At 65.1% G+C, this 19,632-nt stretch carries 14 protein-coding genes; 2 read left to right on the forward strand and 12 right to left on the reverse strand.

Features of this window, described 5'->3' with window-relative positions; translation table 11 throughout:
• Positions 1-8: 8 nt before the first annotated feature.
• The 11 genes from ACQZ13_RS25860 to ACQZ13_RS25910 form a co-directional block, all read right to left on the reverse strand.
• Positions 9-4,754: a glutamate synthase-related protein gene (locus ACQZ13_RS25860; RefSeq protein WP_431053390.1), complete on the reverse strand. Its 4,746-nt coding sequence runs from the start codon at positions 4,752-4,754 to the stop codon at positions 9-11.
• A 206-nt stretch (positions 4,755-4,960) separates the two neighbouring features.
• A complete protein-coding gene (locus ACQZ13_RS25865; protein WP_431048717.1) occupies positions 4,961-5,665 on the reverse strand; it encodes a transposase in 705 nt (234 codons plus the stop codon).
• A gap of 26 nt (positions 5,666-5,691) precedes the next feature.
• Positions 5,692-6,828: a deoxyguanosinetriphosphate triphosphohydrolase gene (locus ACQZ13_RS25870; RefSeq protein WP_431048718.1), complete on the reverse strand. Its 1,137-nt coding sequence runs from the start codon at positions 6,826-6,828 to the stop codon at positions 5,692-5,694.
• Positions 6,829-6,843: 15 nt separating this feature from the next.
• On the reverse strand, positions 6,844-7,959 hold the full coding sequence (gene aroB / locus ACQZ13_RS25875) for a 3-dehydroquinate synthase (RefSeq protein ID WP_431048719.1): 1,116 nt from the start codon (positions 7,957-7,959) through the stop codon (positions 6,844-6,846).
• Positions 7,940-8,545 carry a shikimate kinase gene (locus ACQZ13_RS25880; RefSeq protein WP_431048720.1) on the reverse strand — a complete coding sequence of 202 codons (606 nt, stop codon included), beginning with the start codon at positions 8,543-8,545 and terminating at the stop codon, positions 7,940-7,942. The genes aroB and ACQZ13_RS25880 overlap by 20 nt, the downstream gene beginning before the upstream one ends.
• Before the next feature lie 22 nt (positions 8,546-8,567).
• Positions 8,568-10,619 carry an Ig-like domain-containing protein gene (locus ACQZ13_RS25885; protein WP_431048721.1) on the reverse strand — a complete coding sequence of 684 codons (2,052 nt, stop codon included), beginning with the start codon at positions 10,617-10,619 and terminating at the stop codon, positions 8,568-8,570.
• Between the two features lie 85 nt (positions 10,620-10,704).
• On the reverse strand, positions 10,705-12,909 hold the full coding sequence (gene pilQ / locus ACQZ13_RS25890) for a type IV pilus secretin PilQ (RefSeq protein WP_431053392.1): 2,205 nt from the start codon (positions 12,907-12,909) through the stop codon (positions 10,705-10,707).
• A gap of 26 nt (positions 12,910-12,935) precedes the next feature.
• Positions 12,936-13,484, reverse strand: coding sequence for a pilus assembly protein PilP (locus ACQZ13_RS25895; RefSeq protein WP_431053394.1), 549 nt, complete (start codon positions 13,482-13,484; stop codon positions 12,936-12,938).
• Between the two features lie 41 nt (positions 13,485-13,525).
• Positions 13,526-14,236, reverse strand: coding sequence for a type 4a pilus biogenesis protein PilO (locus ACQZ13_RS25900; RefSeq protein WP_431053396.1), 711 nt, complete (start codon positions 14,234-14,236; stop codon positions 13,526-13,528).
• A 7-nt stretch (positions 14,237-14,243) separates the two neighbouring features.
• The gene (locus ACQZ13_RS25905; protein WP_431048722.1) at positions 14,244-14,864 is read right to left on the reverse strand and encodes a PilN domain-containing protein; all 621 of its coding nucleotides are present in this window, start codon (positions 14,862-14,864) and stop codon (positions 14,244-14,246) included.
• Complete coding sequence (locus ACQZ13_RS25910) at positions 14,861-15,940, reverse strand: pilus assembly protein PilM (protein ID WP_088407946.1); 1,080 nt, start codon at positions 15,938-15,940, stop codon at positions 14,861-14,863. The genes ACQZ13_RS25905 and ACQZ13_RS25910 overlap by 4 nt, the downstream gene beginning before the upstream one ends.
• A 443-nt stretch (positions 15,941-16,383) precedes the next feature.
• Here ACQZ13_RS25910 and ACQZ13_RS25915 point away from each other — a divergent pair, with 443 nt between their 5' ends.
• Complete coding sequence (locus tag ACQZ13_RS25915; protein WP_431048723.1) at positions 16,384-18,828, forward strand: penicillin-binding protein 1A; 2,445 nt, start codon at positions 16,384-16,386, stop codon at positions 18,826-18,828.
• 166 nt (positions 18,829-18,994) lie between these two features.
• On the opposite strand, the gene cyaY is transcribed toward ACQZ13_RS25915, so the two are convergent.
• Positions 18,995-19,342, reverse strand: a complete 348-nt coding sequence (cyaY, locus tag ACQZ13_RS25920) for an iron donor protein CyaY (protein ID WP_431048724.1) — start codon at positions 19,340-19,342, stop codon at positions 18,995-18,997.
• Between the two features lie 112 nt (positions 19,343-19,454).
• Here cyaY and lptM point away from each other — a divergent pair, with 112 nt between their 5' ends.
• Positions 19,455-19,604, forward strand: a complete 150-nt coding sequence (lptM, locus tag ACQZ13_RS25925) for an LPS translocon maturation chaperone LptM (RefSeq protein WP_431053399.1) — start codon at positions 19,455-19,457, stop codon at positions 19,602-19,604.
• Positions 19,605-19,632: the final 28 nt, after the last annotated feature.

The following is a 19,632-nucleotide window of genomic DNA, read 5'->3' on the forward strand; positions in this document are numbered from 1 at the left end:
GGTGACGGTCAGGCCTTGGCCTTGGCGGCGGGGGCCTTGGCCTGGGCGATCGTGGCGGCGGTTTCCTTGGCCGCCCCCATCTCGCCCAGGGCGCGGCGGTACTCGTTCGGGAACACCTTGACGAACTTGGCGCGCGATTCGGCCCAGTGGTCCAGGATGTCCCGCGCGCGTTGGCTGCCGGTCCAGCGGTGGTGGTCCTCGATCAGCTTCTTGAGCAGCGCCTCGTCGGTGCGGGCCTCGCCGTCGCCCAGCTTGTGCCACAGCGCCTTGTCCATCGTCGCTTCCTGCTCGTGCGCGGGCAGCAGCTTGTCCAGCGACACCATGCTGGTGTTGCAACGCTTGGCGAATTGACCGTCCTCGTCGAAGACGTACGCGACCCCGCCGCTCATGCCGGCAGCGAAGTTGCGACCCGTCCTGCCCAGCACAACCGCGGTACCGCCGGTCATGTATTCGCAGCCGTGGTCGCCGGTCCCTTCGACCACTGCCGTCGCGCCGGACAGTCTCACCGCGAAGCGCTCGCCGGCGACGCCGCGGAAGAAGGCCTCGCCCTTGGTCGCGCCGTACAGCACGGTGTTGCCGACGATGATGTTCTTCGTCGCATCTCCCCGGAAGTCGATCGACGGACGCACGACGATGCGACCGCCGGACAAGCCCTTGCCGGTGTAGTCGTTGGCGTCGCCGATCAGATAGAAGGTGATGCCCGGCGCCAGGAAGGCACCGAAGCTCTGTCCGCCCGTGCCTTCCATCTGGATGAAGATGGTCTGGTCGTCCAGGCCTTCAGGACGGCGACGGATCAACTCGCCCGACAGCATCGCGCCCACGGTGCGGCGCACATTGGTCACTTCCTGCATGAAGCGCACCTTCTCACCCTTCTCGAACGCGGGCAGGCACTTCTCGATCAGCTTGACGTCCAGCGCGCGATCCAGGCCGTGGTCCTGCTGGTCGTTGTGCAGGCGGGCCACGTCGGCCGCCAGTTCCGGACGGTGGAAGACGCGGGTGAAGTCCAGGCCCTTGGCCTTCCAGTGACTGATGCCCTTCTTCGTGTCGAGCAGGTCGGCCCGACCGATCAGGTCGTCGAACTTGCGGATGCCCAGCTGCGCCATGATCTGACGCGCTTCTTCCGCAACGAAGAAGAAGTAGTTCACCACGTGCTCGGGCTTACCGCTGAACTTCTTGCGGAGCAACGGATCCTGCGTCGCCACACCGACCGGGCAGGTGTTCAGGTGGCACTTGCGCATCATGATGCAGCCCTCGACGACCAGCGGGGCCGTCGCAAAGCCGAACTCGTCCGCGCCCAGCAGCGCGCCGATGACGACGTCGCGACCGGTCTTCATCTGGCCGTCGGCCTGCACGCGCACGCGGCCGCGCAAGCGGTTCAGGACCAGCGTCTGCTGCGCTTCCGCCAGACCCAGTTCCCACGGCGTGCCACAGTGCTTGATCGAGCTCCACGGCGAGGCGCCAGTGCCGCCGTCATGCCCCGCGATCACGATGTGATCGGCCTTGGCCTTCGCCACGCCGGTCGCGATCGTGCCGACGCCGACTTCGGACACCAGCTTCACCGAAACATCGGCGCGCGGGTTGACGTTCTTCAGGTCGTGGATCAGTTGCGCCAGGTCCTCGATCGAGTAGATGTCGTGGTGCGGCGGCGGCGAGATCAGACCCACGCCCGGCACCGAATGACGCAGGAACCCGATGTAGTCGGTGACCTTGCCGCCGGGCAACTGGCCGCCCTCGCCGGGCTTGGCGCCCTGCGCCATCTTGATCTGGATCTGGTCGGCGCTGACCAGGTATTCGGTTGTGACGCCGAAGCGCCCCGACGCGACCTGCTTGATGCGCGAGCGCATCGAGTCGCCGTCCTTGAGCTCGTAGTCGACTTCGACCACCTTGCTGCCGACGACGTCCGACATCTTCGTGCCGGCCGTGATCTTGATGCCCTTGAGCTCGTTGCGGTAACGCGCCGGATCCTCGCCGCCTTCGCCGGTGTTGCTCTTGCCGCCGATGCGGTTCATCGCGACGGCCAGCGTCGCGTGCGCCTCGGTGGAGATCGAGCCGAGCGACATCGCGCCGGTCGCGAAGCGCTTGACGATGTCGGCGGCCGATTCGACCTCCTCCAGCGGGATCGCCTGGCTCGGATCGAACTTGAACTCGAACAGGCCGCGCAGCGTCATGTGACGCTTGCTCTGATCGTTGATCAGCTGGGCGTATTCCTTGTACGTGTCGAACTTGCCCGAGCGCGTGCTGTGCTGCAGCTTGGCGATCGCGTCCGGGCTCCACATGTGCTCCTCGCCGCGGGCGCGCCAGGCGTATTCGCCGCCGGCGTCGAGCATGTGCTCCAGCACCGGATCGTCGCCGAAGGCGGCGCGGTGCAGGCGCAGGGCCTCTTCCGCGACCTCGAACACCCCGATGCCGCCGACCTGCGTCGGCGTGCCGCGGAAGTACTTGGCGACGAGGTCGGCCTTCAGGCCGATGGCCTCGAAGATCTGCGCGCCGCAGTAGGACATGTAGGTCGAGATGCCCATCTTGGACATGATCTTCGACAGCCCCTTGCCCACCGCCTTGATGTAGTTGTAGACCGCCTTGTCGGCCGACAGCGAAGCCGGAAGTTCCGACGTCATCGCCTGCAGCGTCTCCAGCGCCAGATAAGGATGGACTGCTTCGGCGCCGAAGCCGGCGAGCACGGCGAAGTGGTGGACCTCGCGCGCGGTGCCGGTCTCGACGACGAGGCCGGCCGTCGTACGCAGCCCCTCGCGCACCAGGTGGTGGTGGACGGCCGACAGCGCCAGCAGCGCCGGAATCGCCACGCGGTTCGCGCTCAGATGGCGGTCCGTGATGATCAGGATGTTGTGGCCGCCCTTGATGGCGTCGACCGTCTCGGCGCACAGCGAGGCGAGTTGCGCCTCCACCCCTTCACGACCCCAGTCCAGCGGATAGGTGATGTCGAGCTCGTACGGCTTGAACTTGCCGTTGGTGTGATGCTCGATCGCGCGCAGGCGGGCCATCGACTCGAAGTCGAGCACGGGCTGCGTCACTTCCAGCCGCATCGGCGGATTCACCGCGTTGATGTCGAGCAGGTTGGGCTTGGGTCCGATGAAGCTGTTCAGCGACATCACGATCGCCTCGCGGATCGGATCGATCGGCGGGTTGGTCACCTGCGCGAACAGCTGCTTGAAGTAGTTGTAGAGCGGCTTGTTCTTGTCGGACAGCACGGCCAGCGGACTGTCATTGCCCATCGAGCCGATGCCTTCCTCGCCATTCGCGGCCATCGGCGCGAGCAGGAACTTGATGTCCTCCTGGGTGAAGCCGAAGGCCTGCTGGCGGTCCAGCAGCGAAGCCGGGAACACGGGCGCGGTGACTTCCGGCGCGGGAATCTCGTCGAGCTTGACGCGGACGTTCTCGATCCACTGGCGATAGGGGCGCGCGTTCGCGTACTGGGTCTTCAGTTCCTCGTCATCGATGATGCGACCCTGCTCGAGGTCGATGAGGAACATCTTGCCCGGCTGCAGGCGCCACTTCTTGACGACGCGGGATTCGGGGATCGGCAGCACGCCGGATTCCGACGCCAGCACGACGAGGTCATCGTCGGTGACCCAGTAGCGCGCCGGACGCAGACCGTTGCGGTCCAGCGCGGCGCACACCTGGCGGCCGTCGGTGAAGACCATCGCCGCCGGGCCGTCCCACGGCTCCATCATCGCGGCGTGATACTCGTAGAACGCTCGGCGGCGTTCATCCATCCATTCGTGCTGCTCCCACGCCTCGGGAATCATCATCATCGCGGCGTGCGCGAGCGGATAGCCCGACATCGTCAGCAGCTCGATCGCGTTGTCGAAAGTGGCCGTGTCGGACTGATGCTCGAAGCTGATCGGATACAGCTTCTTCAGGTCATCGCCCAGCACGGGAGACTTCATGACGCCCTCGCGCGCCCGCATCCAGTTGAAGTTGCCCTTGACGGTGTTGATCTCGCCGTTGTGGGCGACCATGCGGTACGGGTGGGCCAGCGGCCATTCCGGGAAGGTGTTGGTCGAGAAGCGCTGGTGCACCAGCGCAATCGCGCTGACGACACGCGGATCCGCCAGGTCCTTGTAGTACTTGCCGACCTGGTCGGCCAGCAGCAGTCCCTTGTAGATGACGGTGCGGCAGCTCATCGACGGCACGTAGTACTCGCGGCTGTGCGTCAGCTTGAGCGCCTGGATCGCGCTGGAGGCCGTCTTGCGGATCACGTACAGCTTCCGCTCGAGCGCGTCGGGGACGATGATGTCCGGACCACGGCCGATGAAGATCTGCCGGATGATCGGTTCCTTCTCGCGCACGGTCGGCGACATCGGCATGTCGCGGTCCACCGGCACGTCGCGCCAGCCGATCAGCACCTGACCTTCGGCCTTGATCGCGCGGGCCAGTTCCTGCTCGCAGGCCAGGCGCGACGCGTGTTCCTTCGGCAGGAAGATCATGCCGACGCCGTACTCGCCGGGCGGGGGCAGCGTGACGCCCTGCTTCGCCATCTCCGCGCGATAGAACTCGTCCGGGATCTGGATCAGGATGCCGGCGCCATCACCCATCAACTTGTCGGCACCGACCGCGCCGCGGTGATCCAGGTTCTCCAGGATCTTCAGACCCTGCTGGACGATGTGATGCGCCTTCTGACCCTTGATGTGCGCCACGAAGCCGAGGCCGCAAGCGTCCTTTTCATTGGCGCCGTCGTACAGGCCGTGGGCGGCGAGCTCGCGGATCTCGTTCGTGGACGGGCCGCTCACCGGCATGGCGGCCGGGTTCTCGACGGGGGACGATGCTTGCGCGGGGCGCGGATCTTGAGCTGCCGACATCGGTGGCCTCCTGGACTCTCGGATAACGAAACCCGCGCAGGTTAAGACGCGTGCCGCAGCGGCACAAGCACAACTAAATGGGGTCAGTCTCGAATTAGAGCGAACGTTGCCTGCAGGTATCGATTAATTGGGGACAGACTCGATCACTCTGCTGCCGAGGCCTTGTTCTTGCGAGGACGCCCACGCGGACGCGGGCTCATTGGCCGCGGGCTGACCTCGCCAAGCAATTGCAGGAAACGTGCCGATCCCAGCGGCCACCCCTTGAGCGCCGCGTCGATGAGGCGCGCACGGTCCACTTCCGACTCCCCCTCCTCCAGCCAGCGACGCCAGGCGAGTTCGCGCTCGAACGGCGTATTGCCGAGTGCCCAGAATCCAGGCGGATCGCTGATCAGCGGGTCGCGTCGGCGTCCGAGATGGTGCGCCGCCGACGACCACGCGAAGTCGCCGGGCTCGGCGCTGAGGCCCGCACGCTGGGGGTTCAGCTCGATGCTGCGCATGACGGTGAGCAGATGACTCTCCGCCTCCAGCGGCGCGGCCCGAAAACGGCCTTCCCACAAGGTACCGACCCGGCCGTGGCGCAGATTGAAGGCGCTCACGTAGCGACGCCCCAGCGCTTGCATCATGCGACTCAGACCTTCATCGGCTGCAGGCGTGGCCAGCAGATGCAGATGGTTGGGCATCACGACGTACGCGTGGATCGCAACCTTGTGAGTGGCGGCGCTGTCCTGCAGCGCGGCGAGCAGCGCCCGGCGATCGTCGTCGTCGACCACGATGGGCTGCAGGTTGTGCCCGCGGTGGATCAGGTGGTGCAGATGGCCGGCGAGCGCCAGCCGGGGAAGTCGGGCCATGGCAGGGAACAGTAGTCTGTCCCCAATTATGCGATCAGCTTCTTCCCGGTGAGCCGCTCGTGCTCCTTGAGCGCGAACCGGTCGGTCATGCCGGCGATGTAGTCGGCGCAGGCTCGCGCATGGTCTTCGCCATCCGCAAAGTCCGGCGGGAGATGCCCGGGATCGGTGAGGTAGAGCTGGAACAATTCTCGCAACACCTGCTCGGCCCGGTCGCGCTGCTGCTGGACGACCGGATGACGATAGAGGTTGGCAAAGAGAAAGCGCTTCAGCTCTGTGCTCGCCAGACGCATCCCGGGGCTGAAGCGCACCAGCGGCCCCTTCATGCGCGCGTCCTGAGCGTCGACGGGCGCGGCGACCTCGATGGCGGCGCGCGTGGCGTCGATGATGTCGTAGACCTGCTGCGACAGCATCCGGCGGATGGTCTCCGCGAGCAGCCGCTTGCCGGTCAGACCCGGATACGCGTTCAGCGTCTCGCGCAGGTAACGATGGACGAGCGGCACCTGTTCCAGTTGCTCCAAGGTGACGAGGCCCGACCGCACCCCGTCGTCCACATCGTGCGCGTTGTAGGCCACCTCGTCGGCCAGGTTGCAAAGCTGCGCCTCCAGGCTCGGTTGCCCGCCGCGAAGGAAGCGCGCCGCGACGCCCCCGGGTTCACGGTCCTCGATGCGCTGTGCATCGTGCTTGCTGCAATGCTTCAGGATGCCTTCGCGGCTCTCGAAACTGAGATTGAGCCCGTCGAAGGCCGGATAGCGCTGTTCCAGCTTGTCGACCACACGCAAGGACTGCAGGTTGTGTTCGAACCCCCCATGCGCCTTCATGCAATCGTTCAGCACATCCTGACCCGCGTGGCCGAATGGCGTGTGCCCCAGATCGTGGGCCAGCGCGATCGTCTCGACGAGGTCCTCGTCCAGTGACAGGCTGCGCGCGATGGAACGCCCCAGTTGCGCCACCTCCAGCGAATGCGTCAGCCGTGTGCGGAAGAGGTCGCCCTCATGGTTGAGGAAGACCTGCGTCTTGTAGACCAGCCGGCGGAAGGCCGTGCTGTGGACGATCCTGTCGCGGTCACGCTGGTACTCGCTGCGCGTCGGCGCCGACGCCTCGGCATGCCGTCGACCGCGACTGCGCGCGGGGTCGGAGGCAAAGGGCGCGCGCAGCAGCATCATGGTCGTCTCAGGCTTTCAGCGGGATCCGGACTCAGTGTGAGCGGCGATCACCTCGGCCACCAGCGCATCATGCGCTCCCCGCATGCCGGCCCTGCCGAGGCCTTCGATGACGACGAACCGGATCTCGCCGCCTTCGTTCTTCTTGTCGACCCTCATGAGGTCCAGCCATCGCTCGATCGGCATCGCCGGCGCTTTGACTGGAAGGCGCGCCCGCTCGATCAGCCGCGCCATCCGGTCGACGAAAGACGCCGGCATCAATCCGAGCCGCACCGACAGGTCGGAAGCCAGCACCATGCCGCAACCCACGCCTTCGCCGTGCAGCCAGGCGCCGTAGCCGAGACCGGTCTCGATCGCGTGGCCGAAGGTGTGTCCGAAGTTCAGGATGGCGCGCAGGCCCGCTTCGCGCTCGTCCTGCCCGACGACCCAGGCCTTGATCTCGCAGCTGCGCTTCACCGCATACGCCAGCGCTGACTTGTCCCGAGCCAGCAGCGCATCGAGGTTGTCCTCGATCCACTCGAGGAAGGCCGCATCGGCGATCGGTCCGTACTTGATGATCTCGGCGAGCCCCGCGGAGAGTTCGCGCTCGGGCAAGGTATCGAGCGTGTCGAGATCGGCGACGACGCGGACCGGCTGATAGAACGCGCCGACCATGTTCTTGCCGCGCGGATGGTTGATGGCCGTCTTGCCGCCGACCGACGAATCGACCTGCGCCAGCAAGGTCGTCGGCACCTGGACGAACGGCACGCCGCGCATGTAGATCGCGGCGGCGAAACCGGTGAGGTCGCCGATCACACCGCCGCCCAGCGCGAACAGCACGGTCTTGCGATCGGCCGCACCGGCGAGGAGATGGTCGATGACGACATCGAGGGACTCCCAGCTCTTGTGCTGCTCGCCGTCCGGCAGGACCACGGCCTCGATCCGTCCGTAATGAGGCGCCAGTTGATGCTTCAGTCGATCCAGATAGATCGGCGCGACGACGTCGTTGGTGACGATCAGTGCCGCAGAAGCACGCGGCAGTCCTGACCAGGACGACGAGGTGTCGAAGAGGCCGGAGCCGATGAGGATGTCGTAGCGACGATCGCCGAGATCGATGGCGACGGTGGACGCGGAGTCAGGAGCCGGTGCGGTCATTCCTGGAAGTGTACGGGGCCTCGCTGGCCCCCACGGTGGCCGCGACCCTTGCCGGATCGATCAACCCGGCGAGCTCGAGCTGCATCAGGATCATGTTCGCCAGGCCATGCACCGAGGGACGGCTCGACTCAAGCACGAAATGCGCGCAGCGCCGATAGAGCGGATCGCGCTGCCCGTACAGCTCTCGCAGTTTCGCCAGCGGATTGGCCACTTGCAGCAAGGGACGCTGAGTGTCGTGACGCAGGCGCCTGAAGAGTTCTTCAGGCGACGAGCGAAGGTACACGACTGTCGAATACGCCTTCAGTCGGTCGCGATTGATCTCGCGCAGCACCGCGCCACCACCGGTCGCGAGAACGAGTTCCCGTCCGGCCTGAGCCTCGTCGAGCAAGCGCGCGATAGTTCGCGTTTCGAGCTCCCGAAACGACGCTTCGCCCTCACGGGCGAAGTAGTCCTTGATCGTCTCGCCACCGAGATCCTTTTCGATCTCGGCGTCAGTGTCGACGAAGGCGATGTCCAGTTGCCTGGCCAGCATGCGACCGACGGTGGACTTGCCACCGCCCGGCATGCCGACCAGGCTCAGGATCACTGGCACTGCGGCGTCGGCATGATCAGTTTGCGCCAGTGCAGTAGGAACCGACGGTATCGGTGGACAGCTGCACGCGACCATACGGGCTGTTCTGGAAGGGCGGCGACGAGGTCAAGGTCGAGAAGTCCGTCCCCAGGGCGCTCAGTCGGCCAGGATAAGTCGCGGGCGGGCTCAGCACGCCGGTCGCCGAAGCAGTGACGACATAGTCGACCCAGGTGGCGAGGCTCTTCGCGTACTCGATCTTGATGACCAACTGGCCTGACGCATCGGTCTTCGCCGAGCTGCCCTCATAGGAGATCTGGACATCCGACTTGCGCGGTTCCAGCACACCATTCCCGTTGCGGTCTTCGCCTGCGTCCAGGCTGCCGTCGTTGTCATCATCCTCATTCAGGCAGGCGGCAACTCCAGAGACCCTGGGGTTGCTGGTGCTGTTGACGTAGTAGTACGGGAGCCACTGATCAACGCCAGCAGCGTAGAAGCCCTTGTAGTAGCGCTTCAGGTCGACCAGCGGCTGGATGTCCACGCCGGCCGCGGGGCGGCCCGCGGCATCGACCACCAGCACGACGAACCGCTTGATGTAGGTCAGTTTGGTCGTGCCTTCCTGAAGCGTCGCATCCGTGCCGATGGTGATGGCCAGCGGGCTCGACACGACCGTGATCGTCGCTGTCAAAGCGTTCGGGCAGGTGCCGACGGCGAAGTCGGTGTAATCCCAGCACGCCCGGATGGTCAGACCATTCGTGGCGCTGGCGGTCGTGCCCGGGTAATAGCTGGAGGTCGCGTTGCCCGACGCATCGCTGTAAACCAGCGAGGTCCCGGAACTGATCGTGCCGCCGACGCTGATCGAGGCCGCGCCGAAGGGCTCATAGCGCACCCGGATGTTCTGAAGCGGCGCGTTGTTCGCAGCCTGGAAAATGGTCCTCAGCTCCACGCGATTCGTGGTCGAGCCGGTCGCGTTGACCGCAATGACCTGCGGGTTCGCGGAGAACGTGGTCGATGCCGCCGTCGTGGTCACGGGCGGGATGACGCTCCCTGTGGAGGACACGATGACCGACGTCACCGTGGTCACACCGCCGCCGACGGCGGTGATGTTGTACGCGCCCGGTGCGGTCGGCGCCGTGTACGTGTAGGTGTAGGCACCGCTGTTGTCCGTCGTGCCCGTGACAGCCGTCTGTCCCGGCGCGGTGATGGTAATGACTTGTCCACTGATCGCGTTGTCGTTGGTGTCCGACAGTCGGAATTGAACCGTGTTGCCGGTGGACCCCGCATTGGGTGTGGAGGGCACGGCCGAAGCGGTCAGCTTGGCGCCACTGACCTGGAAGCTGGCAGTCTTCGTCAATGTGCCGCTCGACGCCGTGACGGTCACGATTCGATTCGACTTGTCGGTACCGATCTTCACGTTGGCGACCGCCTGGCCGGCGGCATTGGTGGTGCCGTTCACCACGGCAACGGTGGCGCCGTTGTTGACCGCAAAGGCGACCTGAACGCCAGACAACACATTGCGGTTGGCATCCACAGCCGTTGCAGTTGCCACGATCGTATCCGAGCCGGAATTCGACGCCGTGTACTTGTCCAACGACAGCCCGAGCTCAGCCGCTTCGGTCGTCGGCGTGGTCGTCTGGATCACGTTGAACGTGGCGCTCTTGGTCACGGAACCACCAGCCACGTTCACCGTCACCGTGCGCAGCGAGCGATCCGAACCCAGCGAGATCGTCGCCGTGCCCTTGCCGGAGCTGTCCGTCGTCAGCGTCGAAGCCGACGAGAACACGGAGTTGTTGGGGTCGGTGATGGCGACACGCAAGGTCGCGTTCGTGATGCCGCCGCGGTTCGCGTCCAGCGCGGTGGCCGTCAACGTCAGCGTTTCGCTGCCGTCATTGGCCATCGTCGTCTTGCTCAGCACGACGGACACGTCCGCCACAGCCACGGTGCCGGTGCCGCCGCCCGTGCCGCCGTTGCCGCCATTGAGCTGATCACCGGCGTTGCCGCCGCCGCCGCCGCACGCGGCCAGCGTACCGGCCACGAAGGCCCCCAGGACGGCAGCCTTGAGGGCCCGCGCGTACGTCGCAAATGTTGTCATGCCTTGCTACTCCAAACAGGCCGAGCGTTCCTTCGCGCGGCCACTCCCGTGATTCGTGACTCGTCCGTCCCTGCTCGGAGCAGGCTCAACGCACCGTCGCGGTCGTCGCCGTCACCCGGTCGCTCACCACCTTCGGCGTGATAAAGATCAACAGTTCCGTTTTAGCGGTGCTGCGTGACCTGTTCTTGAAGAGGTTGCCCAACAGCGGAATGTCGCCCAGATACGGCACCTTGTTCTCGCTCTCGAGGTCTTCCTGCGTGTAGATGCCGCCGATCACCACCGTACCGCCGTTCTCGACCAGCACCAGCGTCTGCACGTGCTTGTTGTTGATCGCGTAGCCCTGCGGGGTCAGCGTGCCGCGGCTGTCCTTGTTGACGTCCACCGTCAGGATCACATTGCCTTCCGGCGTGATCTGCGGCGTGACTTCCAGCTTCAGCACGGCCTTCTTGAAGCTGATCGATGTGGCACCGCTGGAGGTCGACTGCTGGTACGGGATTTCCTCGCCCTGCTCGATCAGCGCCTTGGTCTGATCTGCGGTCACGACGCGCGGGCTGGACACGATCTTGCCGCGTCCATCCGCTTCCAGCGCGGAGATTTCCAGGTTCAGGAACCGGTTTGCCGTGGCGCTGAACAGCGAGAGGGCGAAGTTCGCGGCCGTCGCACCGCCGAACCCATCGCCCGTGACGTTCGCGGGCAGGTTCACGAACTGCGTGTCCGCATAGCTGTAGGCAGCGCCTTGGTTCGTCTGGGCGCCGATCGCCGAGTAGTTGCCGCCGACAGTCACATAGTTGCTGCCGCCGACGTTGTAGCCAGGGATGCCACCCTGACGACCACGCAGGTCGCTGGCGCCCAGCTTCACACCCAGCGCGCGTCCGAACTTGTCGTCGGCCTCGACGATGCGAGCCTCGATCAGCACCTGACGCACCGGCACGTCGATCTTCGCGATCAGCGCCTGGATCTCTTCCAGCTTGGACGGGATATCGCTGACGAACAGCTGGTTCGTGCGGGTCTCCCAGATCACGCTGCCGCGTGGCGACAAGATGCGCGACGCCTGGGCGGTGCCACCACCCTGATTGTTCTGGCCGGTCAACCCCTTGGCAACTTCTTCAGCCTTCGTGTAATTCATCTGGAAAGACTGCGTGCGCAGCGGTTCCAGCTGAGCAACCGCCTGCTTGGCTTCCAGTTCAGCCTTTTCCTTGCTGGCCAGCTCTTCCTTCGGCGCGATCCACAGCACATTGCCGGACTTGCGCAGGCCCAGGCCCTTGGCCTGCAGGATGATGTCCAGCGCCTGATCCCATGGAACGTCCTTCAGGCGCAGCGTCACGTTGCCCGTGACGGTATCGCTCGTCACCACGTTGAAGTTGGTGAAGTCGGCGATGACCTGCAACAGCGCGCGCACGTCGATGTTCTGGAAGTTCAGGCTCAGCTTGTCACCGGCATAACCGGGGCCCTGCGTCAGCTTGTTCGGATCGACCTTCTGCGGGCGAACTTCCAGGACGAACTGGTTGTCGCTCTGGTAGGCGCTGTGCTCCCAGACGCCCTTCGGCGTCACGACCAGGCGCACGCGGTCGCCCTGCTGCGTGGCGGTGATCGACTGCACCGGTGTGCCGAAGTCCGTCACATCCAGCTTGCGGCGCAGGCGCTCCGGCAGCGTGCTGCGCAGGAACTCCACGACCAGCGCCTGACCTTGCTGCTGGATGTCGACGCCGACCTGGCTGCTCGGCAGGTTCACGACCACGCGACCCGCACCATCGTTGCCGCGGCGGAAGTCGATGTCCTGAAGCCCTTGAGCGGCGGCATTCTGGCTCGGGGCGAAGTGCAGCGGCTCCGGAGAGGCCGCCGTCCCGGCTGCAGCGGCGGGTTGGGCGGGACTCGACGCGTTATCCAGGTAGATCAGCAGCGAGTTGTCCTGCAGCTGCGCACGGAAAGTGCTCGCCTGGCGCAGGTTCAACACCACGCGGGAGCGATCGCCGGCCTGCGCGACGTTGGCCGAACGCATGTTGCCGGAATTGATTTCGACGGCGTTGCGGCCCAGGCCATTGGACACACCGGGCAGGTCCAGAGCGATGCGCGGCGGCACCTGCACGGCGAAGCCGCGCGGCACCTCGGTCAGCGGTTGCGCCAACTCGATCCGGACGATGTCCGAGCCCGATTGCTGCGTCGCGCTGATCGACTTGATCATGTTCTGCGCCCAGGCCTGGACGGGCAGGAGCACCGCCAGACCCACCGCGCAGGCCAGGGCCTGCCAGCGAATGGCGCGCCCTTGTCGTTCCCTCGTACGGACGCTCATCGAAGCGTTCTCCACAACAGTGTTCTTCATCGTCCCTGCTCCTGAAGCTGGAGAGTACTGGTGCGTTCAATCCATTCGCCCGCAGCGTCCTGGACGACTTCTCGCAACGTGATTTCGGTTTCGCTGATCTTGGTGATGCGGCCGAAGTTCTGGCCCATGTAGTCACCGACCCGCGCCTGGTACAGCAGGCTGTCCACCCGCAGCAACGCATACGGACGGCCATCCCTCGACACGCTGCCGACCATGGCCATCGTGTCCAGCGGGAAGGCTTCGAGCGGTTCGCGACGCCGTTTCATCTCGGCGGCCAGTAGCGAACTGGGCTGAGCCGCCTCGCGCCGCAGCGCCACCGTCAGCTTCTGCGTGCTGAACGGGTCGACGACCGCCTGCGCCTCGTACGGCTGGGGCTGGAAGGTCTTAGGCGGCGTCAGCGGCTTGACGGTCGGGCGCGCCTGCGCGCGCTGCTCGTCCATCCACTGTTGCAGTTCGTCGGTGCTGGACGTGCAGCCCGCCAGCAACGCACCGACGACGGCAAGACCGACCCATCCGAGCGCGCGACCGGGCGCTCGATCCGGCATCGCCGCGTCGGGCGACACCATACGGGGGCGAAGGAAGCGCGTCATTTCTTCTTCTCCGCAGCCGCTGCGGCCTTTTTCTGTTCCTCGACCTCGTTGGGGTCCAGGTAGCGATAGGTCCGCGCGGTGGCATCCATCGACAGCGTCGCATTGGTGTCGGTACGAGGCGGTGTGCCCGCAGAGCCACTTTGCCCACCGGGTGCATTGATGTTCAGGTCATGCAGCGTCACGATCCGCGACAGGTTCGACACATCCGCCGTGAAGGCACCGATGTCGTGATAGCGGCCCGTCACCCGGATCGCGATCGGCTGCTCGGCGTAATAGTCGCGCATGACAATGCCGGACGGACGGAACAGTTCGAACTGCAGACCGCGACCCAAACCGGCCTGGTTGATGTCCGACAGCAGTGCGTCCATTTCCGCCTTGCCCGGCAGCTGCTTTTCCAGCTGAAGGACGTATTCCTCCACCTGGCTCTTCTGCTTGCGGAGCTCCGGCAGGTTCACGGCCTGCGTCAGCTTGTTGTTGAAGTCTTCCTTCAACTGCGGTTCCTTCTGGACTTCCGCGTCGAGGGCCGATTGCTCGTCCGACAGGACGGCGAACCAGCCCGCCCCCACGGTGAACAGCACCGCCAGGAAGAAGCTCACATATCGCGGCGCCGGCGGCCATTGGCCCGGCTCCTTCATGTTCAGGTTCTGGAACTGCCCGGAGAAGTCCGCGAACCAGGCGTTGAGATCCAGGTTTTTCAACGATGCCATGGGGTCCTCACACCTTCTTCGCCGGAGCGTTCGGCGCGGCACCGGGGCCGCTCGCAGCACCGGCCGCAGGGTCCGGCGCCACGCTCTTGATCCCGACCTTGATGGCGAAATCGAACAGCCGACGCGGATCACGCGGGTTCACGGCGGCCACCTTGATCTCGACGAGATCAGGCGCTTCGACCCATTCGGCGCGACTCAGGTTGCGCAGCATCTCGGACACACGCTCATTGGAAGCCGCCACGCCCGCAATCACGACGACCTTGCCGGTCTGGCGCATCGACTGGAGGAACACGCCCTCCGGCGTGAACTTCGCCAGTTCGTTGAGCAGGTGCACCGGCGTGTTGCGGTCGCTCTGCAGGTTCTCCACCGCCCGTTGGCGGGAACGCAGTGCGTCGATCTCCGCGCGCAGCGTTGCAATGTCCTTGATCTGGATGTCGAGCTTGGTGATCTCGGCCTTCAGGAAGTCATTGCGCGCGGCTTGGGCGGCGGTCAACTGCTGCAGCAGTAGATAGATGAAGGCCGCGATCAGCAGGCCGACGACGAAGGACATTCCCAGCCCGACGAAGAACGCGGCCTTGCGGCGCTTGCGCTTCTCCTCGCGGTGCGGGAGCAGGTTGATCAGAATCACTGAAAGAACCTCCGCATGGCGAGGCCGCAGGCCGTCAGATAGGCCGGCGCTTCACGGCGCAGCTTGGATTCGCGCACCGCAGAACCGAGGACCATGTTCTCGAATGGATTGACCACCATGCAGGCGAAGCCTGTCAGCTCCGTCACCCGCTCCTTGAGGCCCGGCAACGTGGCCGTGCCGCCGGCGAGCATCACGTAATGGACCTTGTGATGCGGCGTGCTGGTGAAGAAGTACTGGAGGGCCCGGCCGATCTCCTGCGACAGCGAGTCGACGAAGGGGTTCAGCACCTGCGTGTCGTAGTCGTCCGGCAGTTCGCCGCTGAGTTTCTTCAACTCCGCCTCCTCGAACGAGAAGCCGTACTGGCGCGAGATCAGCTGGGTCAACTGCGAGCCGCCGAAGGCCTGATCGCGGTCGTAGAGCATCTCGTCGTCGCGCAGCACCTTCAGCGAGGTGGTGTCGGCGCCGATCTCGAACAGCGCGACCAGCGCATCCTTGCCCTCGTTCGGCAGCGTCTCCACCAGACGGCCGACGGCCATCCGCGAAGCGTGGGATTCGATGTCCAGCACCACAGGCCGCAGCCCGGCCGCTTCGGCCAGCGCCTGTCGGTCCTGCACGCGGTCCTTGCGGGACGCTGCGATCAGCACTTCGACATCGCCGACCGAGGTCGGGCTGGGTCCGATCACGCAGAAGTCCAGCGAGACCTCGTCCAGCGAGAACGGGATGTACTGATTGGCTTCCGCCTCGACCTGCAGCTCGAGCTCCTCCTCGCGGAGGCCGGCTGGCAGCATGATCTTCTTGGTGATCACCGAACTCTGAGGCATCGCCAGCGATGCCTGTCGGGTCCGGCTGCCACTGCGCGTGACCACCCGGCGGACGGCGTCCGCGACCTCGTCGAATTTCTCGATCTGGCCGTCGGTAATCCAGCCTTTTTCGAATGGCTCGGTGGCGAAACGCTCAAGAACGTATTCGCCATTCGAGTTTTGACTCAATTCCACAAGCTTGACGCTGGACGACGAGATGTCCAGGCCAATCATGGGTGGATGCGCACGTCCGCGCAGTAGGTCCAACAGCCCCATGATGCGTTCCCCCAACGCGCCGCTCATGCGCCGGTTTGTTAATAAGTTACTTGAATGCTATCAGCAAAGCCTTTGTCGCCCCAAGGCAAAGCGGTCACAGCAAGTAACGCAGCGTTGCGTAACATACACGCCACGGACGGGTGGTAAAGCGCCGAAAAATGGCCCTTTTACTCCTCGTTTCGAACGGTTTTGCGCTGTTTTCCACTTTGCCGAATCCCCCGCCGGAACACCTTCAAGAGGGGTGTCCCGGGTGTGGAAGAAAAGGCAAGCCGCGCAGTGTCCGCGAAAGTTCCAAAGCACTTGTAACAGTCAAGGGGCCGCGGATCGGACTGGCGGAGCCCCACGAGGGGCCGTTCCTATAATCGTCGCTCGCGGCCCGCATCGTCACCCGTACAGGCCCTGATAGGGCGCGGCCAGGCACGCAAGATTGCACACTCCGGCCCATGCCCTCGAAGAATTCCCCCGACAACGAACCCTCCTTCGACGCCCCGTCCGATCCGGGCCAGGGCAGCGCTTCCAGGAAAGACAAGAGCGACTCCTCTCGCAAGAAGAAGCCCAAGGGTGACGGCAGGCCACGCCGGCACTGGTTCGTGCGGCTGCTCGGCTGGTTCTTCGGGCTGGTGCTGGCGGGCATCGGCGCTGTGGTGCTCCTGGTCGGCATGGCGCTGGCGATCGCCTATCCCCAACTGCCCGACATCAGCGGCCTGACCGATTACCGGCCGAAGCTGCCCTTGCGGGTCATGTCCAGCGAAGGCCAGCTGCTCGCCGAGTACGGGGAAGAGCGCCGCAGCTACTCCGACATCCGCGAGATCCCCAAGCTCATGCAGGACGCCATCCTGGCCATCGAGGACGCGCGCTTCTATCAGCACGGCGGCGTGGACTACCTGGGCGTGATCCGGGCCGGCCTGGCCAACGTCAGCGAATCCAAGAGCCAGGGCGCCTCGACCATCACCATGCAGGTGGCGCGGAACTTCTACCTCTCCACCGAGAAGACTTTCACCCGCAAGATCTACGAGATCCTGCTGGCGCTGAAGATCGAGAGCGCGCTGCCCAAGGAGAAGATCCTCGAGATCTACATGAACCAGATCTTCCTGGGGCACCGCGCCTACGGCTTCGCGGCGGCCAGCGAGGTCTACTTCGGCAAGCCGTTGAAGGACTTGTCGGTGGCGGAAGCCGCGATGCTGGCCGGGTTGCCGAAAGCACCATCTGCTTACAACCCCATCAACAATCCGCGCCGCGCAGTGTTGCGTCAGCAATACATCATCGACCGGATGCTGGAAATGGGCTTCATCACGCCCGAGCAGCACGCCCAGGCCAAGGCCGAGAAACTGAGGATCCGGCCGCCGCAGGAAGCCGCCAGCCATGCCGAATATGTCGCCGAGCTCGCCCGCCAGCTGATCTTCAGCCAGTACGGCGACGAGGCCTACACCCGCGGCCTGAATGTCTACCTGACGCTGCACGCCGACGAACAGGAACGCGCCTACCGTGCGTTGCGCCGCGGCATCATGGATTACGAGCGCCGCCAGGTGTACCGGGGCCCCGAGGCCTACGTGGACCTTCCGGCCGATCCGAAGGAACTCGACACCCGTGTCGCCGAGGCGTTGTCGGACCACCCCGCCAACGACGAGCTACTGGCTGCCGTCGTGCTGGAGTCCAGCCCGAAGCAGGTCGTGGCGGCGTTGCAGAGCGGCGAATCGGTGACCATCACCGGCGAGGGCCTGAAACCCGCCACCTCGGGACTGTCCGACAAGGGCAACCCGAAGACACGTATCCGCCGCGGCGCGGTGATCCGCGTGATCAAGCTGACCCGGAACAACAAGGACGAGTGGACGATCACCCAGCTCCCGGAGGTCGAAGGCGCGATGGTGGCGCTCAGTCCGAAGGACGGCAGCGTGCGCGCGCTCGTCGGCGGCTTCGACTACAACAAGAACAAGTTCAACCACGTCACGCAGGCTTGGCGGCAGCCGGGCTCCAGCTTCAAGCCGTTCATCTACTCGGCCGCACTGGAGAAGGGCTTCAACGGCGCGACCATCGTCAACGACGGACCGCTCTTCTTCGACGCGACCACCACGGGCAGCCAGCCCTGGGAGCCCAAGAACTACGACGGTCAGTTCGACGGTCCGATGCCGCTTCGTCGCGCACTGGCCAAGTCCAAGAACATGGTGTCGATCCGGGTGCTGCAGTCGGTCGGCGTGAAATACGCGCAAGACTGGATCACGCGCTTCGGCTTCGACGCGGACAAGCACCCGGCCTACCTGACGATGGCGCTGGGCGCCGGCTCGGTGACACCCATGCAGATGGCGCAGGCGTATTCGGTCTTCGCCAACGGCGGCTACCGGATTGCGCCGCAGCTGGTCCAGCGCATCACCGACCATGCCGGTCGCGTGCTGTACCAGCAGCAACCCAAGCAGTTCGAAGACTCGCAACGGGCCATCGAGCCGCGCAACGCCTACCTGATGGACAGCCTGCTGCAGGAAGTCGCTCGCAGCGGCACGGCGGCCCGGACGCAGGCAACGCTGAAGCGTCCTGACATCTACGGCAAGACCGGCACGACCAACGACTCGATGGACGCCTGGTTCGCGGGCTTCCAGCCGGAGCTGGTGTCGGTGGTGTGGATCGGCTACGACCAGCCGCGCAAGCTGGGTGATCGTGAGACCGGCGGCGGACTGGCGCTGCCGGTGTGGATCGAGTTCATGCAGTACGCGCTGCGCAACACGCCGGTGCAGGAGATCCAGCCGCCCGAAGGCGTCGTCAACTTCAATGGCGAGTGGTACTACGACGAGTTTGCCGGCAACAACGGCGTGAAGGCGCTCGGCAGCGAGGAACAGGTCCCAACCTCGGGCTCCGAGGAAGAGAAGAAGAGCATCCTGGATCTCTTCAAACGATAGACGCCCCTTGCGCCTTCGTCCGAATGCGCAGGTCTCCCGGATCGACCCGACCGGGGGACCTTTTCGGAAGTATTAGGAAGGAATTCAACTGCCGGGAGGCAGTTGAAGGAGGGACATGGAGAAAAGGTCCCCCGGTTGGGTCGATCGCGCTCGGCCTACGCAGCAGTCAGACCGCGGAGAACGCCAGGGCCTTCCCCGCGTGATGCGACGCTTCTTCGGACAGTCGCGCGAAGAAGGCGACGCCGTCCTTGGTATCGACCCACTGGCCGTCGACGAACTTGAAGTGATAACCGCCGCGACGCGACGCGAGCCACAGCTCGTGCAGCGGCGGCTGCGTGTTCACGACGATCTTGCTGCGATCCGGGAATTCCAGTTCGAGCAGGCCGCCGGTGCGATGCTGGTCGATATCGACCACGTCGTCGTCGAGCCACGTGTCGACGTCGGATTCAATGCTGGCCAGCACGGCGTCGGTGCGGGCGTCGTAATCGGCATCGGTCAGTGGCGTGGGCGTCATGGGCAGTCGGAAGCGGGCTCGCGAGGGACTAGACTGCGAGCCCATGAAGAACGTGAAGACGCGAAGTGTAGGCGCTGCCTCCACGCCGACCCGCCGCCGTGCCGCCAAGGCCATGACGACCCTGATGTTGTGCGCGGCTGCGCTTGCCGTCAGCGCCTGCGGTCAGAAGCGCCCGTTGCAGTTGCCGCAGGGGAAGCATCCGGCGCCGGCCTCGGCGTCGACGGCCTCCTCACCGGCGTCGGCTGCCAGCGCAGCGAACTGACGCGGCGGGCCTGCAAGGACCGCCAGGT

Origin of the sequence: Roseateles sp. L2-2, from assembly GCF_050613215.1 — a bacterium.
Classification (GTDB): Bacteria; Pseudomonadota; Gammaproteobacteria; order Burkholderiales; family Burkholderiaceae_C; genus Roseateles; species Roseateles noduli.

Excerpts from the sequence above, each read along its gene's own strand:
- ACQZ13_RS25885 (WP_431048721.1), bottom strand. The coding sequence starts at position 10,619 with ATGACAACATTTGCGACGTACGCGCGGGCCCTCAAGGCTGCCGTCCTG.
- lptM (WP_431053399.1), top strand. The coding sequence starts at position 19,455 with ATGACGACCCTGATGTTGTGCGCGGCTGCGCTTGCCGTCAGCGCCTGC.
- pilQ (WP_431053392.1), bottom strand. The coding sequence starts at position 12,909 with ATGAGCGTCCGTACGAGGGAACGACAAGGGCGCGCCATTCGCTGGCAG.
- ACQZ13_RS25870 (WP_431048718.1), bottom strand. The coding sequence starts at position 6,828 with ATGATGCTGCTGCGCGCGCCCTTTGCCTCCGACCCCGCGCGCAGTCGC.
- ACQZ13_RS25915 (WP_431048723.1), top strand. The coding sequence starts at position 16,384 with ATGCCCTCGAAGAATTCCCCCGACAACGAACCCTCCTTCGACGCCCCG.
- ACQZ13_RS25895 (WP_431053394.1), bottom strand. The coding sequence starts at position 13,484 with ATGCCGGATCGAGCGCCCGGTCGCGCGCTCGGATGGGTCGGTCTTGCC.
- ACQZ13_RS25860 (WP_431053390.1), bottom strand. The coding sequence starts at position 4,754 with ATGCCGGTGAGCGGCCCGTCCACGAACGAGATCCGCGAGCTCGCCGCC.
- ACQZ13_RS25900 (WP_431053396.1), bottom strand. The coding sequence starts at position 14,236 with ATGGCATCGTTGAAAAACCTGGATCTCAACGCCTGGTTCGCGGACTTC.
- aroB (WP_431048719.1), bottom strand. The coding sequence starts at position 7,959 with ATGACCGCACCGGCTCCTGACTCCGCGTCCACCGTCGCCATCGATCTC.
- ACQZ13_RS25910 (WP_088407946.1), bottom strand. The coding sequence starts at position 15,940 with ATGGGGCTGTTGGACCTACTGCGCGGACGTGCGCATCCACCCATGATT.
- cyaY (WP_431048724.1), bottom strand. The coding sequence starts at position 19,342 with ATGACGCCCACGCCACTGACCGATGCCGATTACGACGCCCGCACCGAC.
- ACQZ13_RS25865 (WP_431048717.1), bottom strand. The coding sequence starts at position 5,665 with ATGGCCCGACTTCCCCGGCTGGCGCTCGCCGGCCATCTGCACCACCTG.